Source organism: Desnuesiella massiliensis (genome assembly GCF_001403615.1).
In the GTDB taxonomy this organism is placed as follows: Bacteria; Bacillota; Clostridia; order Clostridiales; family Clostridiaceae; genus Desnuesiella; species Desnuesiella massiliensis.
On record NZ_LN879457.1, the window covers coordinates 751,925 to 769,839 of the forward strand.

Genomic DNA, 17,915 nt, shown 5'->3' on the forward strand with positions numbered 1-17,915 from the left:
AGTTGGCCCGAAGTAGCAATATTACCTTTCTGCATTTTTGGTCTTACCGGCCTTTGCAGGAGCAGGCCGGGCGGCTTTTTCCTGTGCCGCCTGTTTCGCGCCCTCCGCAAGCTGTTTCGGGATAGACTGCTTTTCGGGGGAAGCAATGGCAGCAGCGCGGGTCTGCAACTTTTCAAGCTCTGCATGGTAGGCCGCTGTCACGGCTTCCGTCAGCTCGGCACGAAACTCCTTTGTGATGGGGCGGGCCGTATCCCGGTAGCCGGACTTGCTGGTCTTATCCGGCTTGCTCGGCATACCTACAAAAATGCCCTTGTCGCTCTGTAAAATCTTGAAATCGTCAATCACAAAGCAGTCGTTCAGTTTCAGACTGGCAAAGCCTACAAGGTTGCCCTTTGGCTCAATGAGCCGGGCGGTAACGTCCAGTTTCAGCGGCAGAGCCGCCTGTTCCGTTTCCTGCGGAACCGTTGTTTTTTCGTTGCTCATAGTAAGAATTTCTCCTTTCTCACTTCGGGACAAGTTGGCCCGAAGTTGTCAGTGTGCTCCAAAAATAGATTTTGCAAGGCTTCCCGTCTTGAACATGGTGAAGCACAATAGAACCGTATAGCCGATAACCGTCCATATGGCTCCAATGGGGTTGCCGCCTACGGCGATACTCTGCACCAGCTTTGCGTAAATCCCCACGCATACCAAAATCAGCAAGCCTTGAAAGCCCACGGCGCACAGGGATTTCAGATAATTCTGGCCCATGCCGCCAATTTCCCGGTTGACCAAGGTTGCCATTGGCACGGGTGCTAAACTGGTCAAAAGATAAATTTCAATCATTCTGCCGTACACAATGACAAACACAACAATGTTGATTGCTACGACAATAATCTTAATCAGAAAGGATTGCATCCACAGACCGAGCAGAGGGCCGATTTCCATTGTCATGAGATGGGCTTCCAAGCTGTCCAGCATATCGGGGCTTACCCCTGTATTCCCTGCAATCACGCCCCCTGCGCTGTTAATGACGCTTTGGGAAACATCAAATACCGCCATCACGATATTAAACGTGTTGGATAGAAGCAGTACCGCGACAAAGGTTTTGAATATCCATTTGAAGAAAATCCATGTATCAATGTCGTGCAGGTTGTTCCGGTCAATCAGCATTTGAATCAGCTCATAGCACATGACAAAGGTAAGCACCAGTCCGGCAATCGGCAAAACAACCGTTTCGGAAAGCTGCCGTATAAGGGAGAACACGCCGGGGTTCCAATTCCCCGGCGTGGTTCCCACCTGCGTTGCAATCTCTCCGATCTGGTCGTTCACGTTCTCGAAAAGGCCGCTTAAATTGCCCATGATACCGTCTACCAGCAGACCTTTTATCCATTCGTTAATCCAGTCGGTGAGAAAATCCATACCGGCCTACCTTAAAACAGGCTGGAAAGCATAGGTACAAGCGTTGTTCCCAGCAGGATAACGCCGCCCCCGGCCATAAGCTGTTTAATGCCTTGCGATTTCGCGCCCGGATTGTCGCTACCATACCCTTCCAAAAGGTTGATAACGCCCCACACGGCAAGGCCCGCGCCAAGAGCCACAACAAGGCTCTGTAAGGTACTAACTGCACTCGTAAAAAATCCCATAATCTAATTACCTCCATGTTTTTATATTGTTTTTGGGTACAAAAAAACCGCCATTTTCGGCGGCTGTCACTTCGGGACAAGTTGGCCCGAAGTTATGCAAATGCTTCCGGGTCGTCCACATCATCATAGTTGAGAATGTCCTCGTTCTCGTCTATGGCGACGGTTTCCTCGTCGGCATTTACTTCATAAACGATATACTGCTCATTGGGATTGAGCTTTTTCATGCGGCGGTTTACCAGCTTTGAAGCGTCAAAAGCGTTGCGCTTGTCGGCTTCGGCGGTATACCTGTAATTGGGGTGCTGTTTCAAATCGTATTTTAGGGATAGGAACGGACGCAGACCGCGAAGCTGTAAAATACACTTGTTGCCCGGCATGGTGGTCAGTTCGTCCATTGTCATAAGCTCCTTGCCAAGCCGTTGCAGATTTTGTCCATAGCTTTCCGACTGACCCCGTGTGCGGCTTTCCGTCTTCATGGAAATGGTTTCTTTCCCCAAAACCTCCGAAAGCTCCTTGATGGTGGAATGTTCCCGCCCACCAAGAAAAATCACGCTGTCCATATTCCCCATAATGGTTTCAGCGTGGTCTTTATACAGAGCCTTTAACTGGCTCTGTGCCTGTAAAAACAGGCACAAGGATATTTCGCGGGATCGGATAACGGCAACCAGCTTTTCCAGTTGAGGAACCTGCCCGGTATTGGCGGCTTCGTCCCATAATACCCTTACATGATGGGGAAGTCTGCCGCCGAATTTGCTGTCGGCCCGTTCGCACAAAAGGTTGAACATCTGCGAAAAGGCAAGGGCAACAATGAAGTTGTAGGTCGTATTGGTGTCGCTGATGATGAAAAAGGTAGCGGTTTTCTTATCACCCATGCGGTCAAGCTCCATTTCGTCATAGCTCATAATCTCCCGGAGCTGTCCAATGTCAAAGGGAGCAAGTCTGGCTCCGCAGGAAATCAGGATACTTTTTGAGGTTTTGCCGCTGGCGAGCTTGAATTTTTTGTACTGGCGCACCGCAAAATGATTGGGGTTGCGCTTTTCCAAGCCAAGGAACATATAGTCCACAGCATTTTTGAAATTTTCATCATCTTCCCTTGTTTCCATGCTGTTCAGCATATCCACAAGGGTATTGATATGGCGTTCTTCCTCCGGCCCCTCAAAGACGATATAGCCGATTAAAGCGCAATACAAAAGTGTTTCCGCTTTCGTCCAGAACGGGTCGCCCTCTTTGCCGTCGCCCTTTGTGTTCTCAATCAGAGCGTTTACAAACTTCAAAATATCGCTTTCTGTCTTTAAGTAGGCCAGCGGGTTATAGTGCATGGATTTTGAAAAATCTATGCTGTTGAATACCTTGATTTTGTAGCCCTGCTTTTTCAGAAAAGAGCCTACCTGCTCTAAAATGCCGCCCTTTGGGTCAACCACCACATAGGACGAATGAGCCTGTAAAAGCTGTGGGGTCAGCCAAAAGCGGGTTTTCCCGCTTCCGCTGGAGCCTATGATACAGCAGTTAAGGTTTCGGGCGTTGGCGGGATTTGCCGGGCGGGTGTTCATGGTAAGAAGCTCCGTGCCTGTAAGTATTACGTTGTTGCTGAATTTGGGGTCGATAAAGGGCTTGATGTCCTTTGCCGTTCCCCACCGGGCCGAGCCATATTCCACATCCCTCCGAAACTTTTTTGCGTTTTTTACCTTATACCATACCACCAGCCGGAGCATGACAGCCCCTGCAAGGCCAATGAGCCAATCGGACAGCACAAAGCCCGGCGCAAATGAAGCAAACGCCGGGCCTGTGGTTTTCATCATGCCGATTAGCTTTTCCCCAAAGTCTGCACCTGCCGCAAGACGGTAGGCTGTGCCGAGCTTCAGAAAGAACCACAGCACAAACAAATAGGGAACATTGGGAATCACATATTTACGGATTTTATCGTTCATTCCGCACCACCTCTCGTTTCCGTTCCTGCTGACGCGGTTTGGTGCGCTCCCTGTCGGCAAAGGATTTTAACTGTTTCAGAATAGAGGGGCGGCGGCTCTTGCTCCGGTTCAGTACCAGCTTTGTGTATTCGCCAAAACAGGCGGTGATAGCGTCCGCCTGTCCAGCCTTGAAGAACAGCAGGTATTTGTCCGGCCCTGTTTTATGAAAAGCATAATCCACATTGTATTTTCGGGCCACACGGTCAAACAGCTTCGTATCCCCGGACAAATCAAGGCTATTGGTAGAAACACCGTGGTTCATCAGCTTTTTTACGCTCTGTCTGCCCTGTGGGGTCTGCCGTTTCTGATGGCCCTTTTGTATCTGCCGGAGTGCTGCCGCCAGCACCTTTGCCAGTGTCCGGCCCGTCAGTTTTGTGGCATTGACGGATAGGGCAACCGTCCGGCGTTCAATATCTTCCTGCATGAAATTCCTCCTTTCCTGCCAGATAGGACAATCGTATATGCGGGAGGACTTCGGGCCAAGTTGGCCCGAAGTGTGTTACCTCTCCGCATTGACAGGGCGGGGGCGTTCTGTGGTGGGAGTGTCCTTTTGTTCTTGCGCGATTTTTTCATTGTGGGTCGCAAGAGCTTCCCGGATAGAGGGCTTTTTCTCTGCCGCCCGTTCTTCCAACCGTGCCAGCGTTTTCAAAGATTTTTCTACATGGCTTTTTATACTGGAAAAATGGGAACGCTCCGCATGAAATGGGGCAGATATGACCGCCGCCAGCTTACCGGGCCGTTTGACTTCCTGTGCCGCTTCTCTGCCAAGCATGACCCGACCCATGTTTTTCAAATGCCGCCCGGCTTGATGGTATTCGGTGCTGATGGCTTCGATTTTGGCAATAGCCTTATCGTCGTACTGAATATCCTTTGTGAGCATATCCCGCATGGCTTCTAAAGTGGGGCACACCTTGAAGAACCGGGCTACGTTATCCAGCGCGGAAATGCCGGTTTCCTTAAAAGCGGTAACGGCGTTCTTACAACCGTCTATGACGCTTTGCTTTAGCTCCGCCAATTTATCCCGCAAGTCCAATACCTGCCCCTGCATAACAATGACCGCCTTTTGCAAATCGGTCTTAACCGGGTGGTTCTGTTCCTGTGCTGTTCGGAGTTCCTGCCGCATGGCGGCAAGCTCCTTTACAGCGGCGTCAAGCTGTTTTTCCATTGCTCCGACATGATGCAGAACCGCAAGAAAATCCTTTGTGGACGGGGAATTGTTTTCCCGCAATATCGCCAAAAGCTCCTTAACGTGTTCATTTTCCAAAATCGGCTCGGCGGTAGTTTTCGTTTTTGCCATAGGCTTTAACCTCCTTTCACACTTCGGGCCAAGTTGACCCAAAGTGACAATTGTTTCAACTGTATAAATGTGGTATTATTAACCTAAAAATATAATTTGAAATGAATAAAGGAGCTTATTATGGATAACTTGGAAAAAGTTAAGTACTTTTATGAACATATCACCTCAAACCACCTTCTTAATGAATTACCTGAATATATTGCAGATAACTGCACGGTAAGAATAGGAGAAGATATTATCCCCGTAGGTATTGAGGGCATGAAACAACATATGGTAGATGTCAGAAAAACCTATCCTGATTTGAAAATGACAATTATTCGCCAATACGCTGATGGCGATATGATAATCTCAGAGTTTCTTATGGAGGGGACACATCAGGGGGAATGGCTGGGCATGAAACCCACAGGCAAAAAATTGCGGATGACAGGTGTTGACATTGACAAAATTGTTGATGGCAAAATTGTCGAGCATGGTGGAGCTGTCAATACTTTTGAAGCCCTCTTTAATGCAGAAATCATTAAACCTGCATAATGTCCACCAGTTTTCACCATGTCTTATAAAATTGTATTACTTTCCTTAACAGCTACGGTCTAACTAATTCGTAGCTGTTTTTTTATATAATAGGAAAGTTCGACTAAAGTCGAACTCCTAAATAAAATAGCCCGCTCAGAGGCGGGCACAATAAATAGACGGTGGCTAAAAGAGGTCAATATAAAAACCTTCTTCAAATTCATCGTCATCAAGATCCTCATCTTCGATAAGGAAGTAATGCATATCCAGCAAATCAGAGTCAGTCATGTTTTTGACGAGTTTTGCAGTCATTCCTTCCGGAGGATTTTGGATATATTTTTGTCTGAGTTCCTCTATAAGTTTTGGATCCATTGATTTTAATACCTCCTGTCTGTTAATAAATTAAGTATGATACAGACAGGCAAAAAAATCAAGCGGAACGGCATTTGGCTTTTGCCATAGCCCTTTCATAAAGTTCTTTTAGAGAAACTCTGTGGTGATCATAATAAAGTTCCACAAGCAACATTTCATGCCTGCATTTAGGACAGTTCAAAGGATCATAACCAAAAGACAGAAGAATGCTGCTGCGCCACTTTGTAAAACTGAGCAAGATCTGGTGTTTGGACTTAGGGATAGCTTTATACAAAGATTTATCTTTTTCTCTGTGCCTTGCATAAAGTCCATAATAACGGGTCATTTTGAAGTTCTTCTCAGGGATATGCTGGATCAATAGCTGCATGAAATCAAGAGCAGGAAGTGTTTTCTGCACATAGGCATTATCTTCATGGCGGTTGTAATGGAAGGTGACATGTTCCCCATCGTAGGAATCGATCCGTTTTAAAGCGATGGCAGGACGGCTAAGATACCGGCTGACATATTTGATCACAGTATCGGTATCGGAGAGACTGGGCTTTGCATAAACGTAGAAACCATTTTTATCTTTGCGATAAATGAGAGCCTTTGTTTTCTTGAAAGAAGGTCCGATGCGGGATTCCAGCTCGTTTAAAAGAGCAGTCTGGAAGGATTTCCTTAAAAGTGTGTAGTTGAAATGATTCACAGTCCGCCAGAAACCATCATCAGAGAATCCGCCCTCAGAGATCAGGCAATGGATGTGTGGATTCCATTCCAGGGGACGTCCGAAGGTGTGAAGGACACAAATGAAGCCGGGGACAAAGTTTTTGGACTTATTTAAGTTGTGAAACATTCGAAGGACAACACTGCGTACAGCCTGAAAGAGACAGTCCAGAAGAGAACGGTCATCGAAAAAGAAATGGCGTAGATCTTCATCAATGGTGAAGACACAGTGCCTGTGTACACAATGGATGAGTTTAAAAGCCATAGAGGTAGAGCGTTCCTGTGAATACTTAATTCCGCAAGATGGGCAAAAGCGGCTTTTGCAGCGAAAGGGAACAAACTTCATATTTCGACAGTGAGGACAGACATACATGGCGCCGCCAAAGGAAGGGGCACCGCAGTTTATCATCCTGTCCACGTTTTCAATAACGACTTTGCGGGGATGAAGAATGTATAACATTTCTTCATAATGGTCAGAAAAGATTTTTTGTAGTATATTCATAAGCTTATTATGAAACAAAGTGATACAAAAAGAAACCCCTAATCCCCTCAAGATTGAGGGGCAGGGGAGTTGAAGTGTCGAAGACACTTATTTATCGTTCCTCACAGGACGGGGCAGAGCGGTCTTTTGAGGTGTACGGTGCGTTGTCAATCATCTGCTGATACTGTTTGAGTGTGTCACGAATAGAAAGCTTTTCCGGTTTGGGATAAGCGAAAATCCGGTATTCTTCCGGTAAATCTTCCCTGCCGCAGTAAAGCTCGGTGAAGCTGTCGCCTGTCCGCACCACATATCCGCCTTCGGTAAAGCGTCCGTCCTCGTCCATGCTCATATCCCGTCCGTAGGCTTCATAATCAATGTAGTTTTCCAAATGCTCCGGAATTTCCAGCGTACACATTTCTTCAATATAGTAGCGGCCCAAATCGTCCTCGTTCTCAATTCCGGTGTAAAACTCAAAGCAATCCAGATTTTGCGTAAGGTTAATTAGGGCGGGTACACTGTTGTACTCCCCGAAGTCCACGGCGGCAGAAAACTTTTCTAACTCCCATTCCTCCATATCGTCCAGCAGGGAAGCCAAGAAGTTCAACTCATCAATGCTTTCATATTCTCCTAAGCAGTCACGCAGACCGGGAATGTCGGTTTCATAATTAGTAATGAAAATTTCCTCATACCGCACACCGTCCACATGGATACGCTTCAAAAGAGCCTGCACTTCCTCGGTGGTGGCAGGGAGCTTTAAAGGCTCCCCGTCCAAATATCCCTCGTTATACCGTCCAAGATTGGTAACAAAGGCTTCAAGCATGGTCTTTTTCCTGCCCCTGTGTTTTCACGGTCAGAATCCCGTCCAGCGTGGTTGCCGTGATGTTCAGCCGCCCGGCAACGGCAATGTCGTTTTTCACGTCCTCGTCAATATCGCTTCCGCATACGACAAGTACATGGGCGCGGCGCAGGAGATCCCGGCTCATATCAATGCCGCTTTTATGTTCCTCCGGGATTGCGTCATTGAGAAAAAGCGGAAGATACAGGGTCGGGCAAACCGGGGAAAACCCGGCTTCATAGACTGCCCGGCAATACTGCGCCGCCTGTTTGGTATCCGTATCGTGATTGCCGCACCACGCGGCAGTAATGTATGCTAAAGGTCGTTTCATGATTTAAGCACCTCCGTTCTTGTTGCGCTGAATGTGTCAACCTATCCCCCCGCCCTTTCCACGCTTGGAAAGGGAGCAGCTCAAAGGAATATATATCCCCGTCGCTTGACTGCCTTAAAGCATAACCGGGAGAAATCCGTCAAGAGTGCGAAGCACCGCCTACGGCGGCAAGCTCTTGACCGATTTTCCCGGCTATGCTACCCAATAAGCGGCGACGGGGAATATATTTATCCTTAGAGCTTTGGGGCACGGGGCAAAGCCCCGCATATACCGACTTCGGGCCAACTTGACCCGAAGTGCTTATTTTTCCTGTTCGGCTTTCTTTTGAGGAGCCGAAACCTCTTTCAGCTTCGCCTTGTTTTCCTCCAGCAGTTTCATAATGGTATCCTTCATTTCGCGAGGTGTTTTCTCCTTGCCGAAATACTGGCTTAATTCCTGACTTGAAATAATCACTTTGTCTGCCTCCTTTTTTTCTTCTAACATGATTCCGTCAATCACATCGGGGTTTAACAACTTCTTTTGGTCAAGGTCACGCATACGCTGTGCCTGTGAGAGTGAGGGAGCCGACTGCTGGCCCTCAATGGCGATAGCGATATACCGCTGATTTTTGGGCTTGATGAACGCAAGCTCCACGGCGGGAGTGAACGCGATTTTCTTTTCGTCCACCATTTTTATAAGGTCGGGAACCAACTCATTGAGCTTAATATACCGCTGAACCTGCTTGACCGTCATTTTGTTGCGCTCTGCTACAACCTCATTGGAGCGTTGCCCGTTGCCGGTTCGCGCGCCCTGCCGCTTGATGGCTTCCAACTGCATTTGCAGGGCTTTGGCCCGTTCACTGGGCAGGATATTTTCACGCTGGTTGGTGTTGTCCTCTACCATCTGCGTGATGGCCTGTTCGTCCGTCATGTTGCGGATAATACAAGGCATATCCGCAAATCCGGCTAATTCGCTGGCCTTCTGGCGGCGGTGGCCTGATACGATTTCATAGCCGCCATCTTCACGGGGGCGCACAATGGCAGGCTGGGTAACGCCCTTGTCCTTAACGCTTTCCACCATAGCCGCCATTTCTTCATCATTACGAACCTGAAACGGGTGATCTTTGAAAGCGAAAAGCTCGGAAAGATTGAGATAAACAATCTGTTCCTGTTCGCCGGGGTGGGGTGCTTCCCTCGGTTCGGACGGCAGTTCCGGGGCAGGGGACGGCGTTTCCTGCTGTGCCTGTTCCGTAGCTTGCGGGGAATCAGAAGCCCCGCCGCCAATTTCTGCGGCTTGTTTCGGTTTATCCGGCTTTTCCGGTTTTACAGCCTTTGGGGCTTTTTCCTGTTTGGCAGGGCGAGTAGGCTTTTTGTCCGCTTTTTCAGTGGTTTTTTGTGAGCGAGATTTGGGCTTGCTGTTAGCCGTTTTCGGCTCGTTTTCCTTTCCCTTATCCATACCGGGTTTCTCTGGCTCTGCCTTTTTTTCGGTGTGTGCTGATTTTTCCATGTCCTTTTTTTCGGGGGCGGTCTGCTCCGCTTCCTTTACCGCCGCCTGTTTCCCGGAAACAATCTCATTGATTTTGTCAAAGGAAACCACCACATCACCGGGGGCGGGAATGTCAATGGGGGTAGGTACTTTCGGCCTGTCCTTATCAGATTCATGCAGGGCGGCTCCGTCCTCATGGGGAAGTGCCGCTGTTTCTTCGGCAGTCTTTTCCGGGGCAGGAGCTTTGCCGCCAATCTCCGGCATGGGTTTGGGAGTGCTTTTTTCTTCTGCTGCGGCTTCCTGTGCCGGGGCGGTTTTTACTTCGTCCGGTTTGTTTGGCTCATTTTTTGCCATGCGTTTTTCCTCCTTGTCTGTTTTATGGCATGAAAAAGGGGCTTGATTTTTTAGGTCAAGCCCCACAGGGATTTGTAATCCCCCCTTTCCACTTCGGGCCAAGTTGACCCGAAGTTCCGCTATCCAGATACAAAAATACCGCCTATCTTGTCCAATTAGGCGGTATCCTGTGTAATGTGATAGCTCATATTTTATTTTGGTATTCCCTTATCCCGCATAGAATAAGGGTTTTTGCAGTTTTCCTAATACGTTTGGCTCATATGTAGATACAGTTGGAAGAAATAAAACTGCAGTTGCAAAATATATACAAAATCAACTTCAAGAAGATCAAATAGCAGAACAGATAAGTATGAAAGAATATATTGACCCGTTCACGGGCGAGCCAGCAAAAGGTAGCAAATAAAAAAGCCACCCAACGAGGGTGGCCGCTGTAAAAGTTTTGCGATTGGCGGTTTTTTCAGAGCGCGAGTAGCGCCGCCAGTACCATGCCCTTATAGGGCTTAATCAAGCCACCAGCTCAGCTGGTGGTACATGACTTAATTTTTTACAAAGCCTCTCAGCCTTGCTATTTAAATTAGAAATAGAGAGGGGTATTAAAAATGAAAATTAGTCAATTGTTTAAATCAAAAAATGTAGTATTCTCCTTTGAAGTTTTTCCACCAAAGCCCGTATCTCCTTTGGATACTGTTTATGATACCTTAAAGGAGTTGAAGGATTTAAAACCTGATTTTATCAGTGTAACCTATGGTGCGGGTGGAAGTATTAAGGATAATAAAACTTGTGAACTATCCTCTTTTATAAAAGATAATTATGGCATAGAGACCTTGGCTCATTTAACTTGTATAAATTCTACAAGAGAAAATATAGAGTTGATATTAAAAGATTTAAGAAATAAGGGGATAGAAAATATATTAGCTCTAAGAGGAGATGTGCCTAAGGATGGTAGAATTATAGGTGAATATAATAGTGCTTATGAGCTAATAAATCAAATAAAGACTATTGGAGGCTTTGGGATTGGAGCTGCCTGTTATCCTGAGGGCCATGTGGAGCATAAAGATACCTACGGAGATATATTAGAGTTAAAGAGAAAGGTAGAAAAAGGTGCAGAACATCTGATTTCACAATTATTTTTTGATAATAATATATTTTATAATTTTTTAGAAACTACTGAAAAGGAAAATATAAATATACCAATTCAAGCAGGCATAATGCCTGTAGTAAATAATGAGAGCTTAAATTCTATAATAAGCTCATTAAATAAAAATATTGCTATATAATATAGATTTTTATAAATAGGAGGGAGAATTAGCTATGAAAAAAGTGGAGAGTTTTCAATTGGATCATAGAGTGATTAAGGCACCATGGTATTAGGACAAGGATTTAGTTTGAATATATATGAAATTTAAAATAATTCACAATTTGCAGTATACACATTGAAGAGAAATTTTTATATGCGTGAAGAGGATTTTATGAAAGAATATAGTATTAGAAAAAGAGAAGTGCTGAGATATTTGGGATATAAAAATGAGATATTGGATATAGATGAGTGTACTAAAAATCTCATAGAGGAATGTAGGGAGGAAATTAAAAAAACAGCTACTCCAAGGAATATTTTTAAAAGATATAATATAGAAAAGGAAGAGGATAAAATTAAGGTGCTAAACACAAATTTTGTTTTGAAAGGTAAGGATATATTTAACCACCTAAAACATTGTGAGAGCTGCGTTTTTATGGCTGCAACCTTAGGTATTGAAGTGGATAGAAGAATAAGCTATTATGAAAAAATAAGTTTGACAAAAGCTTTGATATTTAATGCCTGTGCTACAGCTCTTATAGAGGAATATTGTGATTATATAGAAAATGTCATAAGAGAAGAAGAGGCACAAAGGGATAATCATATCACTTGGAGGTATAGTCTAGGATATGGAGATTTAAGCCTCGATATTCAAAAAGATTTTTTGACTCTGTTAGAGGCAGAGAAAACCATAGGACTTAACGCTACAGAGCATAGTTTATTAATCCCAAGAAAATCGGTAACAGCTATTATAGGTATCACTAAAGAGTCTTTTGAAGGATCTGATAGCAAGTGCGAAAGATGTGGCAATAGCAGAAATTGTGATTTTAAAAAGGTAGGTGTGTTTTGTGGACATTAGAGAGTATATAAAGCATAATGTATTAATTTTTGATGGTGCCATGGGCACTATGCTGCAAACCATGGGTTTAAAGGGTGGAGAACTTCCCGAAGAATTGAACTTCACAGAGGAAAATACAATTATTAAAATACATAAGAGATATATTGCTGCAGGATCTAAAGCCATAACCTCCAATACCTTTGGCGCCAACGAGATAAAACTTCAAAATAGTAAGTATTCAGTAGAAGAAGTCATTGATAGAGCTGTAAAAAATGTATTAGAAGCTAAAGGTGATAAAAATATTTTTGTAGCTTTGGATATTGGTCCTATAGGTCAGCTTATGGAGCCCTTAGGTACTCTAAGCTTTGAAAGAGCCTATGATATATTTAAAAGACAAGTGGTACAAGGAGAAAAAAGCGGAGCAGATGTCATACTTATTGAAACTATGACAGATTTATATGAGGCCAAGGCGGCTATTTTAGCTGCAAAAGAAAATAGCAAGCTGCCTGTGTTTTGTACCATGAGCTTTCAAGAGGATGGAAGAACCTTTACTGGAGTTAGTGCTTTAGCTATGGTAATGACTCTGCAGGGCTTAGGGGTAGATGCTATTGGAGTAAATTGCTCCCTAGGGCCTAAGGAATTGGAGCCTATTGTAAAGGAAGTGTTAAAATATGCCACTATACCGGTGATAGTTCAACCCAATGCAGGATTGCCTAAGGTAGTGGATAATAAAACAGTTTATAACCTAAAGGCTGAGGAGTTTGCCTTAGCTCAGCTTTCCAATGTGGAAAAAGGTGTTAGAATAGTGGGGGGCTGCTGTGGTACTACAGATGAATATATAAGAAAAGTGTCAGAGAAAATAAAATATTGTTCTCCTAAACCCATGACCCCTAAAGTTATTTGCGGAGTCTGTTCTTCTTCTAAGGTAGTGCTTATTGATGGAGTAAAGGTCATAGGTGAAAGGATAAATCCTACAGGTAAAAAGCTTTTTAAGGAAGCTTTAAGAAATGGGGATATGGATTATATTTTAAGAGAGGCCATAGAACAAGTAGAATGTGGCGCCCATATGCTAGATGTAAATGTAGGATTACCAGAAATAAATGAAGAGGAAGTAATAGCTAAGGTTATAAAAGAAATTCAAGCCATCACAGATGTACCACTTCAAATTGATTCTAATAATCCTAAAGTTATAGAAAAGGCCTTGAGAGATTATAATGGAAAGGCTATCGTAAACTCCGTCAATGGAGAAGAAGAAGTTTTAGATAAGATACTTCCCTTAGTAAAAAAATATGGTGCAGCAGTGGTAGGCTTAACCTTAGATAAAAGGGGAATACCTGCCAGTGCAGAAGAAAGAGTTGAAATAGCAGAGAGAATATTAAATAAAGCTTTAAGCTATGGAATAAACAAAGAAGATGTGTATATAGATACACTGACCTTAACAGCGGCTTCTAACCAAAAGGAAGTTATGGAGACACTAAGAGCTTTGACCTTGGTAAAAGAGAAATTAGGAATTAAAACTTTACTAGGAGTATCCAATGTTTCCTTTGGATTGCCTAGCAGAAACATGATAAACAAAGTATTTTTGGCTATGGCGCTCCAGGCCGGCTTAGATTTGCCTATAATAAATCCTAAGGATGAAGAAATAATGGAAACTATAGCTGTATTTAATGTGCTAAATAATGAAGATGTATCCGCTGCAAGGTTTATAGATAGGTATGGAGAGGGAAAAAAAGAGGTATCAAACAAAACTAACACTTTAAAAGAACTTCATCTAAAAGACATAATAATAAAAGGGCTAAAGGATGAAGCTAGAGAAGCTACCTTAAAAGCACTAAAGTCTAAGAAAAGCCAAGAAATCATAGATGAAGATTTAATACCAGCGCTAGACAAAGTAGGAGGTAAATTTGAAAGGGGAGAAATTTTTCTTCCTCAAATGATACAATCCGCAGAGACAGTAAAAAATGCCTTTGAAGTTATAAAGCATCATATGATTTCATCAAAGGGAAATGAGACAATTTACAAAGGAACTATAATAATGGCTACGGTAAAAGGGGATATTCACGATATTGGCAAAAATATAGTAAGACTAATCCTTGAAAACTATGGTTATTGGGTTATAGATTTAGGTAAGGACGTAGAGCCAGGAATAATAGTAGAAGAAATAAAGAAACATGATGTAAAACTAGTAGGATTAAGCGCCCTCATGACTACTACAGTAAAAAGCATGGAAGAAACCATTGAACTCATACAAAAGAATAATTTAGATTGTAAGGTTTTTGTGGGAGGGGCTGTGCTTAATCAAGAATATGCAGATAATATTAAGGCAGATTACTATGCTAAGGATGCAAAGGAAGCAGTCGAAATAGCTAGAAGGGTTTTAGGGTAATATCAAGAAATTGTTATAGCGAATAAAATGTCATAATTAAATCTGTAACAGGGTTATAGCTCATTTCATAAGATATTTATACAAAGCTTGTAATGTAAAGGGAGCTGTTATGTATAATCGCTATTTTAGAGCTAATGCTATAAACTGGAGAATTGTATCTTATGCTAGAGGAGACGTAAACGGTGATAGAATACCTGATAATGTGTATTTAACAGGCATAAAGACAGAAGATAGCCCATTCATTCAAAATATCACCCTTGTAATACAGGATGGAAGGATAGGTTGGGTTACTAGGATACCCCTTAAAGAAAATTCAGGATATAATCCTCAGGATGTTGAAAAACCCCATCGGATTTTATGAAAATCCTGATGAGGTTTTTTAACAGCAAAAAAATCCATACTGTGGGCGTAGGTAGGTGAAAAACTCACGTAAAAATTGGTATTTTCTCTCCTAAGAGTACGAGCATTGGCGTGATAACACCAATGCAATCTTCTTTATATTCTGTGCTACTGATGTTAGTAGGCACTGTTCACTAACTTTGGGTAATCCGCGGAAGCGAGCGTAGCGAAGCCCATGCAGTTCTTTTGAATCTGCAAAGCTTCGCTCAATAGTTTCCTTTCTACGTTTATAGATACCGTTACCTTTATCAGATCTAAGAAAGTCAAAAACCTTTTCCTTTAACTCCTCCCATACATGCCGTCTAATTGTCCTGACATCAGCTTTATCTGATGTCAAGCACTTTTCTCGTAACGAACAATTATCACAGTAGAACTTATCACTTACATATTCTTTATATCCTTGTCTTGTTGTTGTCTTATAACGCAATGGTGCTGCACCTGGACAAACATATAGATCATGTTCAGGTACATACTGAAATCTTAGTTTAGTAAATTTGCCTTTTACATGTGGTCCCATTCTAAAACCTAACACTGCCTGATAACTTTTTTCTGAGAGTTTCTTTATAGTTGGAGCTGTTGAATATCCTGCATCAGCTACTGCATACTTAGTATCAAACTTAAATTTGTCTATTATTGTGTCAACTCTATCCACATAAGGTTCGTCATCATTGATATTTCCAGGGGTTACGTAGCTATCAAGGATAATGTTATACCTACCATCAACAGTTCTATGCTCAAGGTAAAAGAACCCTTTTGGCTTTCCATCTCTTGTCATAAATCCGCTATCTGGATCAGTTGTACTTACTTTTCTATTCTTCTCTATTTTATCTGGAAGCTTTTTTTTTAGAGGTGTCTGACCATGGTCTTCTCTTGACTTATTTACTGCATCATCAAGATCATTTAGATAATCTTTGGTTGATGCAGTTATTTCTTCATTGGTGAATTTATTCTTATTGGCATTTGCCTTTATATGTGTAGAATCTGTATAAAGTATCTTGCCACTTACCAGTTTTTTCTCAATAGCAATGTCCACTATTTTATCAAATATCTTCTGGTATACATCTGATTCGCTAAAGCGCTTAGTTCTATTTTTGCTAATGGTTGAATGATCTGGAATCTTTTCTGATAACGAGAAACCCAAAAACCATCTATACGCTATATTAACTTCAATTTCTTCTACAAGTCTTCTTTCTGATCTTATTCCAAATATGTAACCTATCAGTAGCATCTTAAAAAGAACTATCGGGTCAATAGCTGGTCTGCCATTATCAAGACAGTAATACTCCTTTGTTAATTCTCTAATAAACGAGAAATCAATGCACTTATCAATCTTTCGTAACAAATGATTTTGTGGAACCAAGTTTTCAATATATACTAATTCTAGTTTCTGCTGTGCAGAATTATTTTCTTTAATCATGCTTTATCACCTCATACTATCCTATGAGTATAATATTCTACACCGAAGTTAAAAATCCTTTTTGCAAAGAAAAAATACCCGCCACAGCGGGTATTCCCATAAAATGTTTATCAACAGTCTGAGGATATAATCCTACTCTATTTTTGGGAGACTTTACAGGAGATGGTGTAGATGATATTTTGATAGGCATTGCCACAGGCGGCAGTGGTGGTATAATGTATTACTACATTTATTCCTTTGTTAACAATATTGAAAAATTGCTGTTTGACTTTAATGTATATGACGAGCAATACAAATATGATGTTACTTATAAAGATAACTATAAGGTTGAAGTTGTCAGTAAGGAAAATAATAAAAAGTACATTATAGATATATCTTATAAGGGAAAGGATTATTTAAGCGAGATATATTATGAAAACGGAAAGCTAAAGAATCCAATCAGCGGCTTTGTAAACCCTTTAAGTGGTTTATATCCTGTGGATTTTGATTCAAATAAAGTATATGAGCTATTAGCTTACCAAAAAATAGCTGGAAGATACAATGCAGACTCTTTAGGATATATTTTAAATACCTTGAAATGGAAAGATAATATGTTTGTTTTAGATAATCAATATGTAGCTGTTTTCGGAGCTGATATTGGAGAGATTTAGAGAGAGAGAAATGCTCTCTCTTTTTGTTCATATTCAAAAGCTTCGTAAAAAATTAGGACTGGAAAATGAAATAAAAACAGTTTATAAATTGGGATATCGTTTGGAGGTATAATGGACCATGAAGTTTTGGAGAAAACCATATTTCTGTGTGCTTATTCTGTTTCTAACGGTATTTAATGCTAGTATTTGCTGGATTATGTATACTACCTATCAATGTATGTTAGAAAGTGAAAAGGAAAAAGCTCTAGGTGAACATCATTTTATTAAACAATCTCTAGAAAATGATATGGAGAATCTAGCTAGTAATAATAAATTATCTAATATAGCAATAAAAAATATTATGAGTTATTACATCAACTATTATAGTAATGAAAATATATCCTTTTCATTATTAAAAGATAAAGGTGTGATTTTTTGAAATTTAAAATACAATCTCAAGGCTTTAGATGATAATTTGCTAAAAATAACAGGGGACAACCGTATCTCTAATTTTTACAACTTTATAATAACCTTCATATAAGTTTATAACATTATTTTTCTATAATGATAAGAAATAGAGAAAGAGAGGAATTTATATGAAAAAAACAAATAAAAAAGCCTATATAACATTAACTGCTTCCACAATCATGTTAGTAATTTTGAGTACACTGCTACTGAAAAAAGGTATTTCTTTTGCTGGAGATATTGGCACTGGCAGAATAGATAATATATTACTGATACGGATGAATTGGTAGGAGTTGCAGTTTCTTATTAATAAGATATAACAATTAGAAAATTTAAAGTGTATTTTAATTCCTCAGACTAAAAAAATTTACCTTATAGATTAGACACCATAAAATAGTCTCTCTAAAGGATAACATTTTAAAGGGGTTGGGGATTTTATTTTAGTGTATTTGATTTTAAGTATACTATAGTGATTTGTCGAAAGGTTATAACTACATGACGAAGGAATTCTTATAGCTGTATAGAAATATAAAAAATAATTTGTAATAATTAATG

Annotated in this window: 19 protein-coding genes and 3 pseudogenes; 10 read left to right on the top strand and 12 right to left on the bottom strand. The window is 41.7% G+C overall.

Annotated elements, in window-relative coordinates:
* Positions 1-21 precede the first annotated feature (21 nt).
* The 6 genes from BN2665_RS21465 to BN2665_RS21490 all read right to left on the bottom strand — a co-directional run bounded on the left by BN2665_RS21465 (position 22) and on the right by BN2665_RS21490 (position 4,883).
* Positions 22-483: a SpoVG family protein gene (locus BN2665_RS21465; protein ID WP_181392720.1), complete on the bottom strand. Its 462-nt coding sequence runs from the start codon at positions 481-483 to the stop codon at positions 22-24.
* Between the two features lie 48 nt (positions 484-531).
* Positions 532-1,398, bottom strand: coding sequence for a VirB6/TrbL-like conjugal transfer protein, CD1112 family (locus tag BN2665_RS21470; protein WP_055669146.1), 867 nt, complete (start codon positions 1,396-1,398; stop codon positions 532-534).
* Positions 1,399-1,409: 11 nt separating this feature from the next.
* Complete coding sequence (locus tag BN2665_RS21475) at positions 1,410-1,622, bottom strand: Maff2 family mobile element protein (protein WP_055669147.1); 213 nt, start codon at positions 1,620-1,622, stop codon at positions 1,410-1,412.
* 92 nt (positions 1,623-1,714) lie between these two features.
* Positions 1,715-3,547, bottom strand: a complete 1,833-nt coding sequence (locus tag BN2665_RS21480; protein WP_055669148.1) for a VirD4-like conjugal transfer protein, CD1115 family — start codon at positions 3,545-3,547, stop codon at positions 1,715-1,717.
* Positions 3,537-4,010: a PcfB family protein gene (locus BN2665_RS21485; RefSeq protein ID WP_055669149.1), complete on the bottom strand. Its 474-nt coding sequence runs from the start codon at positions 4,008-4,010 to the stop codon at positions 3,537-3,539. The genes BN2665_RS21480 and BN2665_RS21485 overlap by 11 nt, the downstream gene beginning before the upstream one ends.
* Before the next feature lie 75 nt (positions 4,011-4,085).
* Positions 4,086-4,883: a DUF6674 family protein gene (locus tag BN2665_RS21490; RefSeq protein ID WP_055669150.1), complete on the bottom strand. Its 798-nt coding sequence runs from the start codon at positions 4,881-4,883 to the stop codon at positions 4,086-4,088.
* A gap of 120 nt (positions 4,884-5,003) precedes the next feature.
* Between BN2665_RS21490 and BN2665_RS21495 the strand changes: the two genes are divergently transcribed.
* Positions 5,004-5,414, top strand: coding sequence for an ester cyclase (locus BN2665_RS21495; RefSeq protein ID WP_055669151.1), 411 nt, complete (start codon positions 5,004-5,006; stop codon positions 5,412-5,414).
* A 165-nt stretch (positions 5,415-5,579) separates the two neighbouring features.
* On the opposite strand, the gene BN2665_RS21500 is transcribed toward BN2665_RS21495, so the two are convergent.
* The 5 genes from BN2665_RS21500 to BN2665_RS21520 form a co-directional block, all read right to left on the bottom strand.
* On the bottom strand, positions 5,580-5,765 hold the full coding sequence (locus tag BN2665_RS21500; protein ID WP_055669152.1) for a hypothetical protein: 186 nt from the start codon (positions 5,763-5,765) through the stop codon (positions 5,580-5,582).
* Positions 5,766-5,823: 58 nt separating this feature from the next.
* Positions 5,824-6,969, bottom strand: coding sequence for an IS91 family transposase (locus BN2665_RS21505; protein WP_055669153.1), 1,146 nt, complete (start codon positions 6,967-6,969; stop codon positions 5,824-5,826).
* 91 nt (positions 6,970-7,060) lie between these two features.
* Positions 7,061-7,768 carry an antirestriction protein ArdA gene (locus BN2665_RS21510; RefSeq protein ID WP_055669154.1) on the bottom strand — a complete coding sequence of 236 codons (708 nt, stop codon included), beginning with the start codon at positions 7,766-7,768 and terminating at the stop codon, positions 7,061-7,063.
* Positions 7,761-8,114, bottom strand: coding sequence for a DUF7768 domain-containing protein (locus tag BN2665_RS21515; RefSeq protein ID WP_011988863.1), 354 nt, complete (start codon positions 8,112-8,114; stop codon positions 7,761-7,763). The genes BN2665_RS21510 and BN2665_RS21515 overlap by 8 nt, the downstream gene beginning before the upstream one ends.
* A gap of 300 nt (positions 8,115-8,414) precedes the next feature.
* A complete protein-coding gene (locus BN2665_RS21520) occupies positions 8,415-9,932 on the bottom strand; it encodes a ParB/RepB/Spo0J family partition protein (protein ID WP_181392700.1) in 1,518 nt (505 codons plus the stop codon).
* A gap of 253 nt (positions 9,933-10,185) precedes the next feature.
* On the opposite strand from BN2665_RS21520, the pseudogene BN2665_RS27495 reads away from it, so the two are divergent.
* From BN2665_RS27495 to BN2665_RS21540, 5 genes and pseudogenes are all read left to right on the top strand, one after another.
* Positions 10,186-10,335: pseudogene (locus tag BN2665_RS27495) on the top strand (IS200/IS605 family transposase); the annotation flags it as partial.
* A 196-nt stretch (positions 10,336-10,531) separates the two neighbouring features.
* The gene (locus BN2665_RS21525) at positions 10,532-11,209 is read left to right on the top strand and encodes a methylenetetrahydrofolate reductase (protein ID WP_055669156.1); all 678 of its coding nucleotides are present in this window, start codon (positions 10,532-10,534) and stop codon (positions 11,207-11,209) included.
* Between the two features lie 192 nt (positions 11,210-11,401).
* On the top strand, positions 11,402-12,085 hold the full coding sequence (locus tag BN2665_RS21530) for a vitamin B12 dependent-methionine synthase activation domain-containing protein (protein ID WP_055670034.1): 684 nt from the start codon (positions 11,402-11,404) through the stop codon (positions 12,083-12,085).
* Positions 12,075-14,450 (top strand): homocysteine S-methyltransferase family protein, encoded by a 2,376-nt coding sequence (locus tag BN2665_RS21535; protein ID WP_055669157.1) that lies wholly within the window; start codon positions 12,075-12,077, stop codon positions 14,448-14,450. Before BN2665_RS21530 ends, BN2665_RS21535 begins: the two co-directional genes overlap by 11 nt.
* Positions 14,451-14,559: 109 nt before the next feature.
* A complete protein-coding gene (locus tag BN2665_RS21540) occupies positions 14,560-14,811 on the top strand; it encodes a hypothetical protein (protein ID WP_055669158.1) in 252 nt (83 codons plus the stop codon).
* Between the two features lie 90 nt (positions 14,812-14,901).
* Here the strand turns inward: BN2665_RS21540 and BN2665_RS21545 are convergent, their stop codons facing one another.
* On the bottom strand, positions 14,902-16,266 hold the full coding sequence (locus tag BN2665_RS21545) for an IS1182 family transposase (protein ID WP_055665259.1): 1,365 nt from the start codon (positions 16,264-16,266) through the stop codon (positions 14,902-14,904).
* Between the two features lie 122 nt (positions 16,267-16,388).
* On the opposite strand from BN2665_RS21545, the pseudogene BN2665_RS21550 reads away from it, so the two are divergent.
* The 4 genes and pseudogenes from BN2665_RS21550 to BN2665_RS27160 all read left to right on the top strand — a co-directional run.
* A pseudogene (locus BN2665_RS21550) lies at positions 16,389-16,916 on the top strand (VCBS repeat-containing protein); the annotation flags it as partial.
* Positions 16,917-16,938: 22 nt separating this feature from the next.
* A pseudogene (locus tag BN2665_RS26510) lies at positions 16,939-17,028 on the top strand (winged helix-turn-helix domain-containing protein); the annotation flags it as partial.
* A gap of 6 nt (positions 17,029-17,034) precedes the next feature.
* Positions 17,035-17,334: a hypothetical protein gene (locus BN2665_RS21555; RefSeq protein WP_055669159.1), complete on the top strand. Its 300-nt coding sequence runs from the start codon at positions 17,035-17,037 to the stop codon at positions 17,332-17,334.
* A 157-nt stretch (positions 17,335-17,491) separates the two neighbouring features.
* The gene (locus BN2665_RS27160) at positions 17,492-17,650 is read left to right on the top strand and encodes a hypothetical protein (protein ID WP_154675002.1); all 159 of its coding nucleotides are present in this window, start codon (positions 17,492-17,494) and stop codon (positions 17,648-17,650) included.
* Positions 17,651-17,915: the final 265 nt, after the last annotated feature.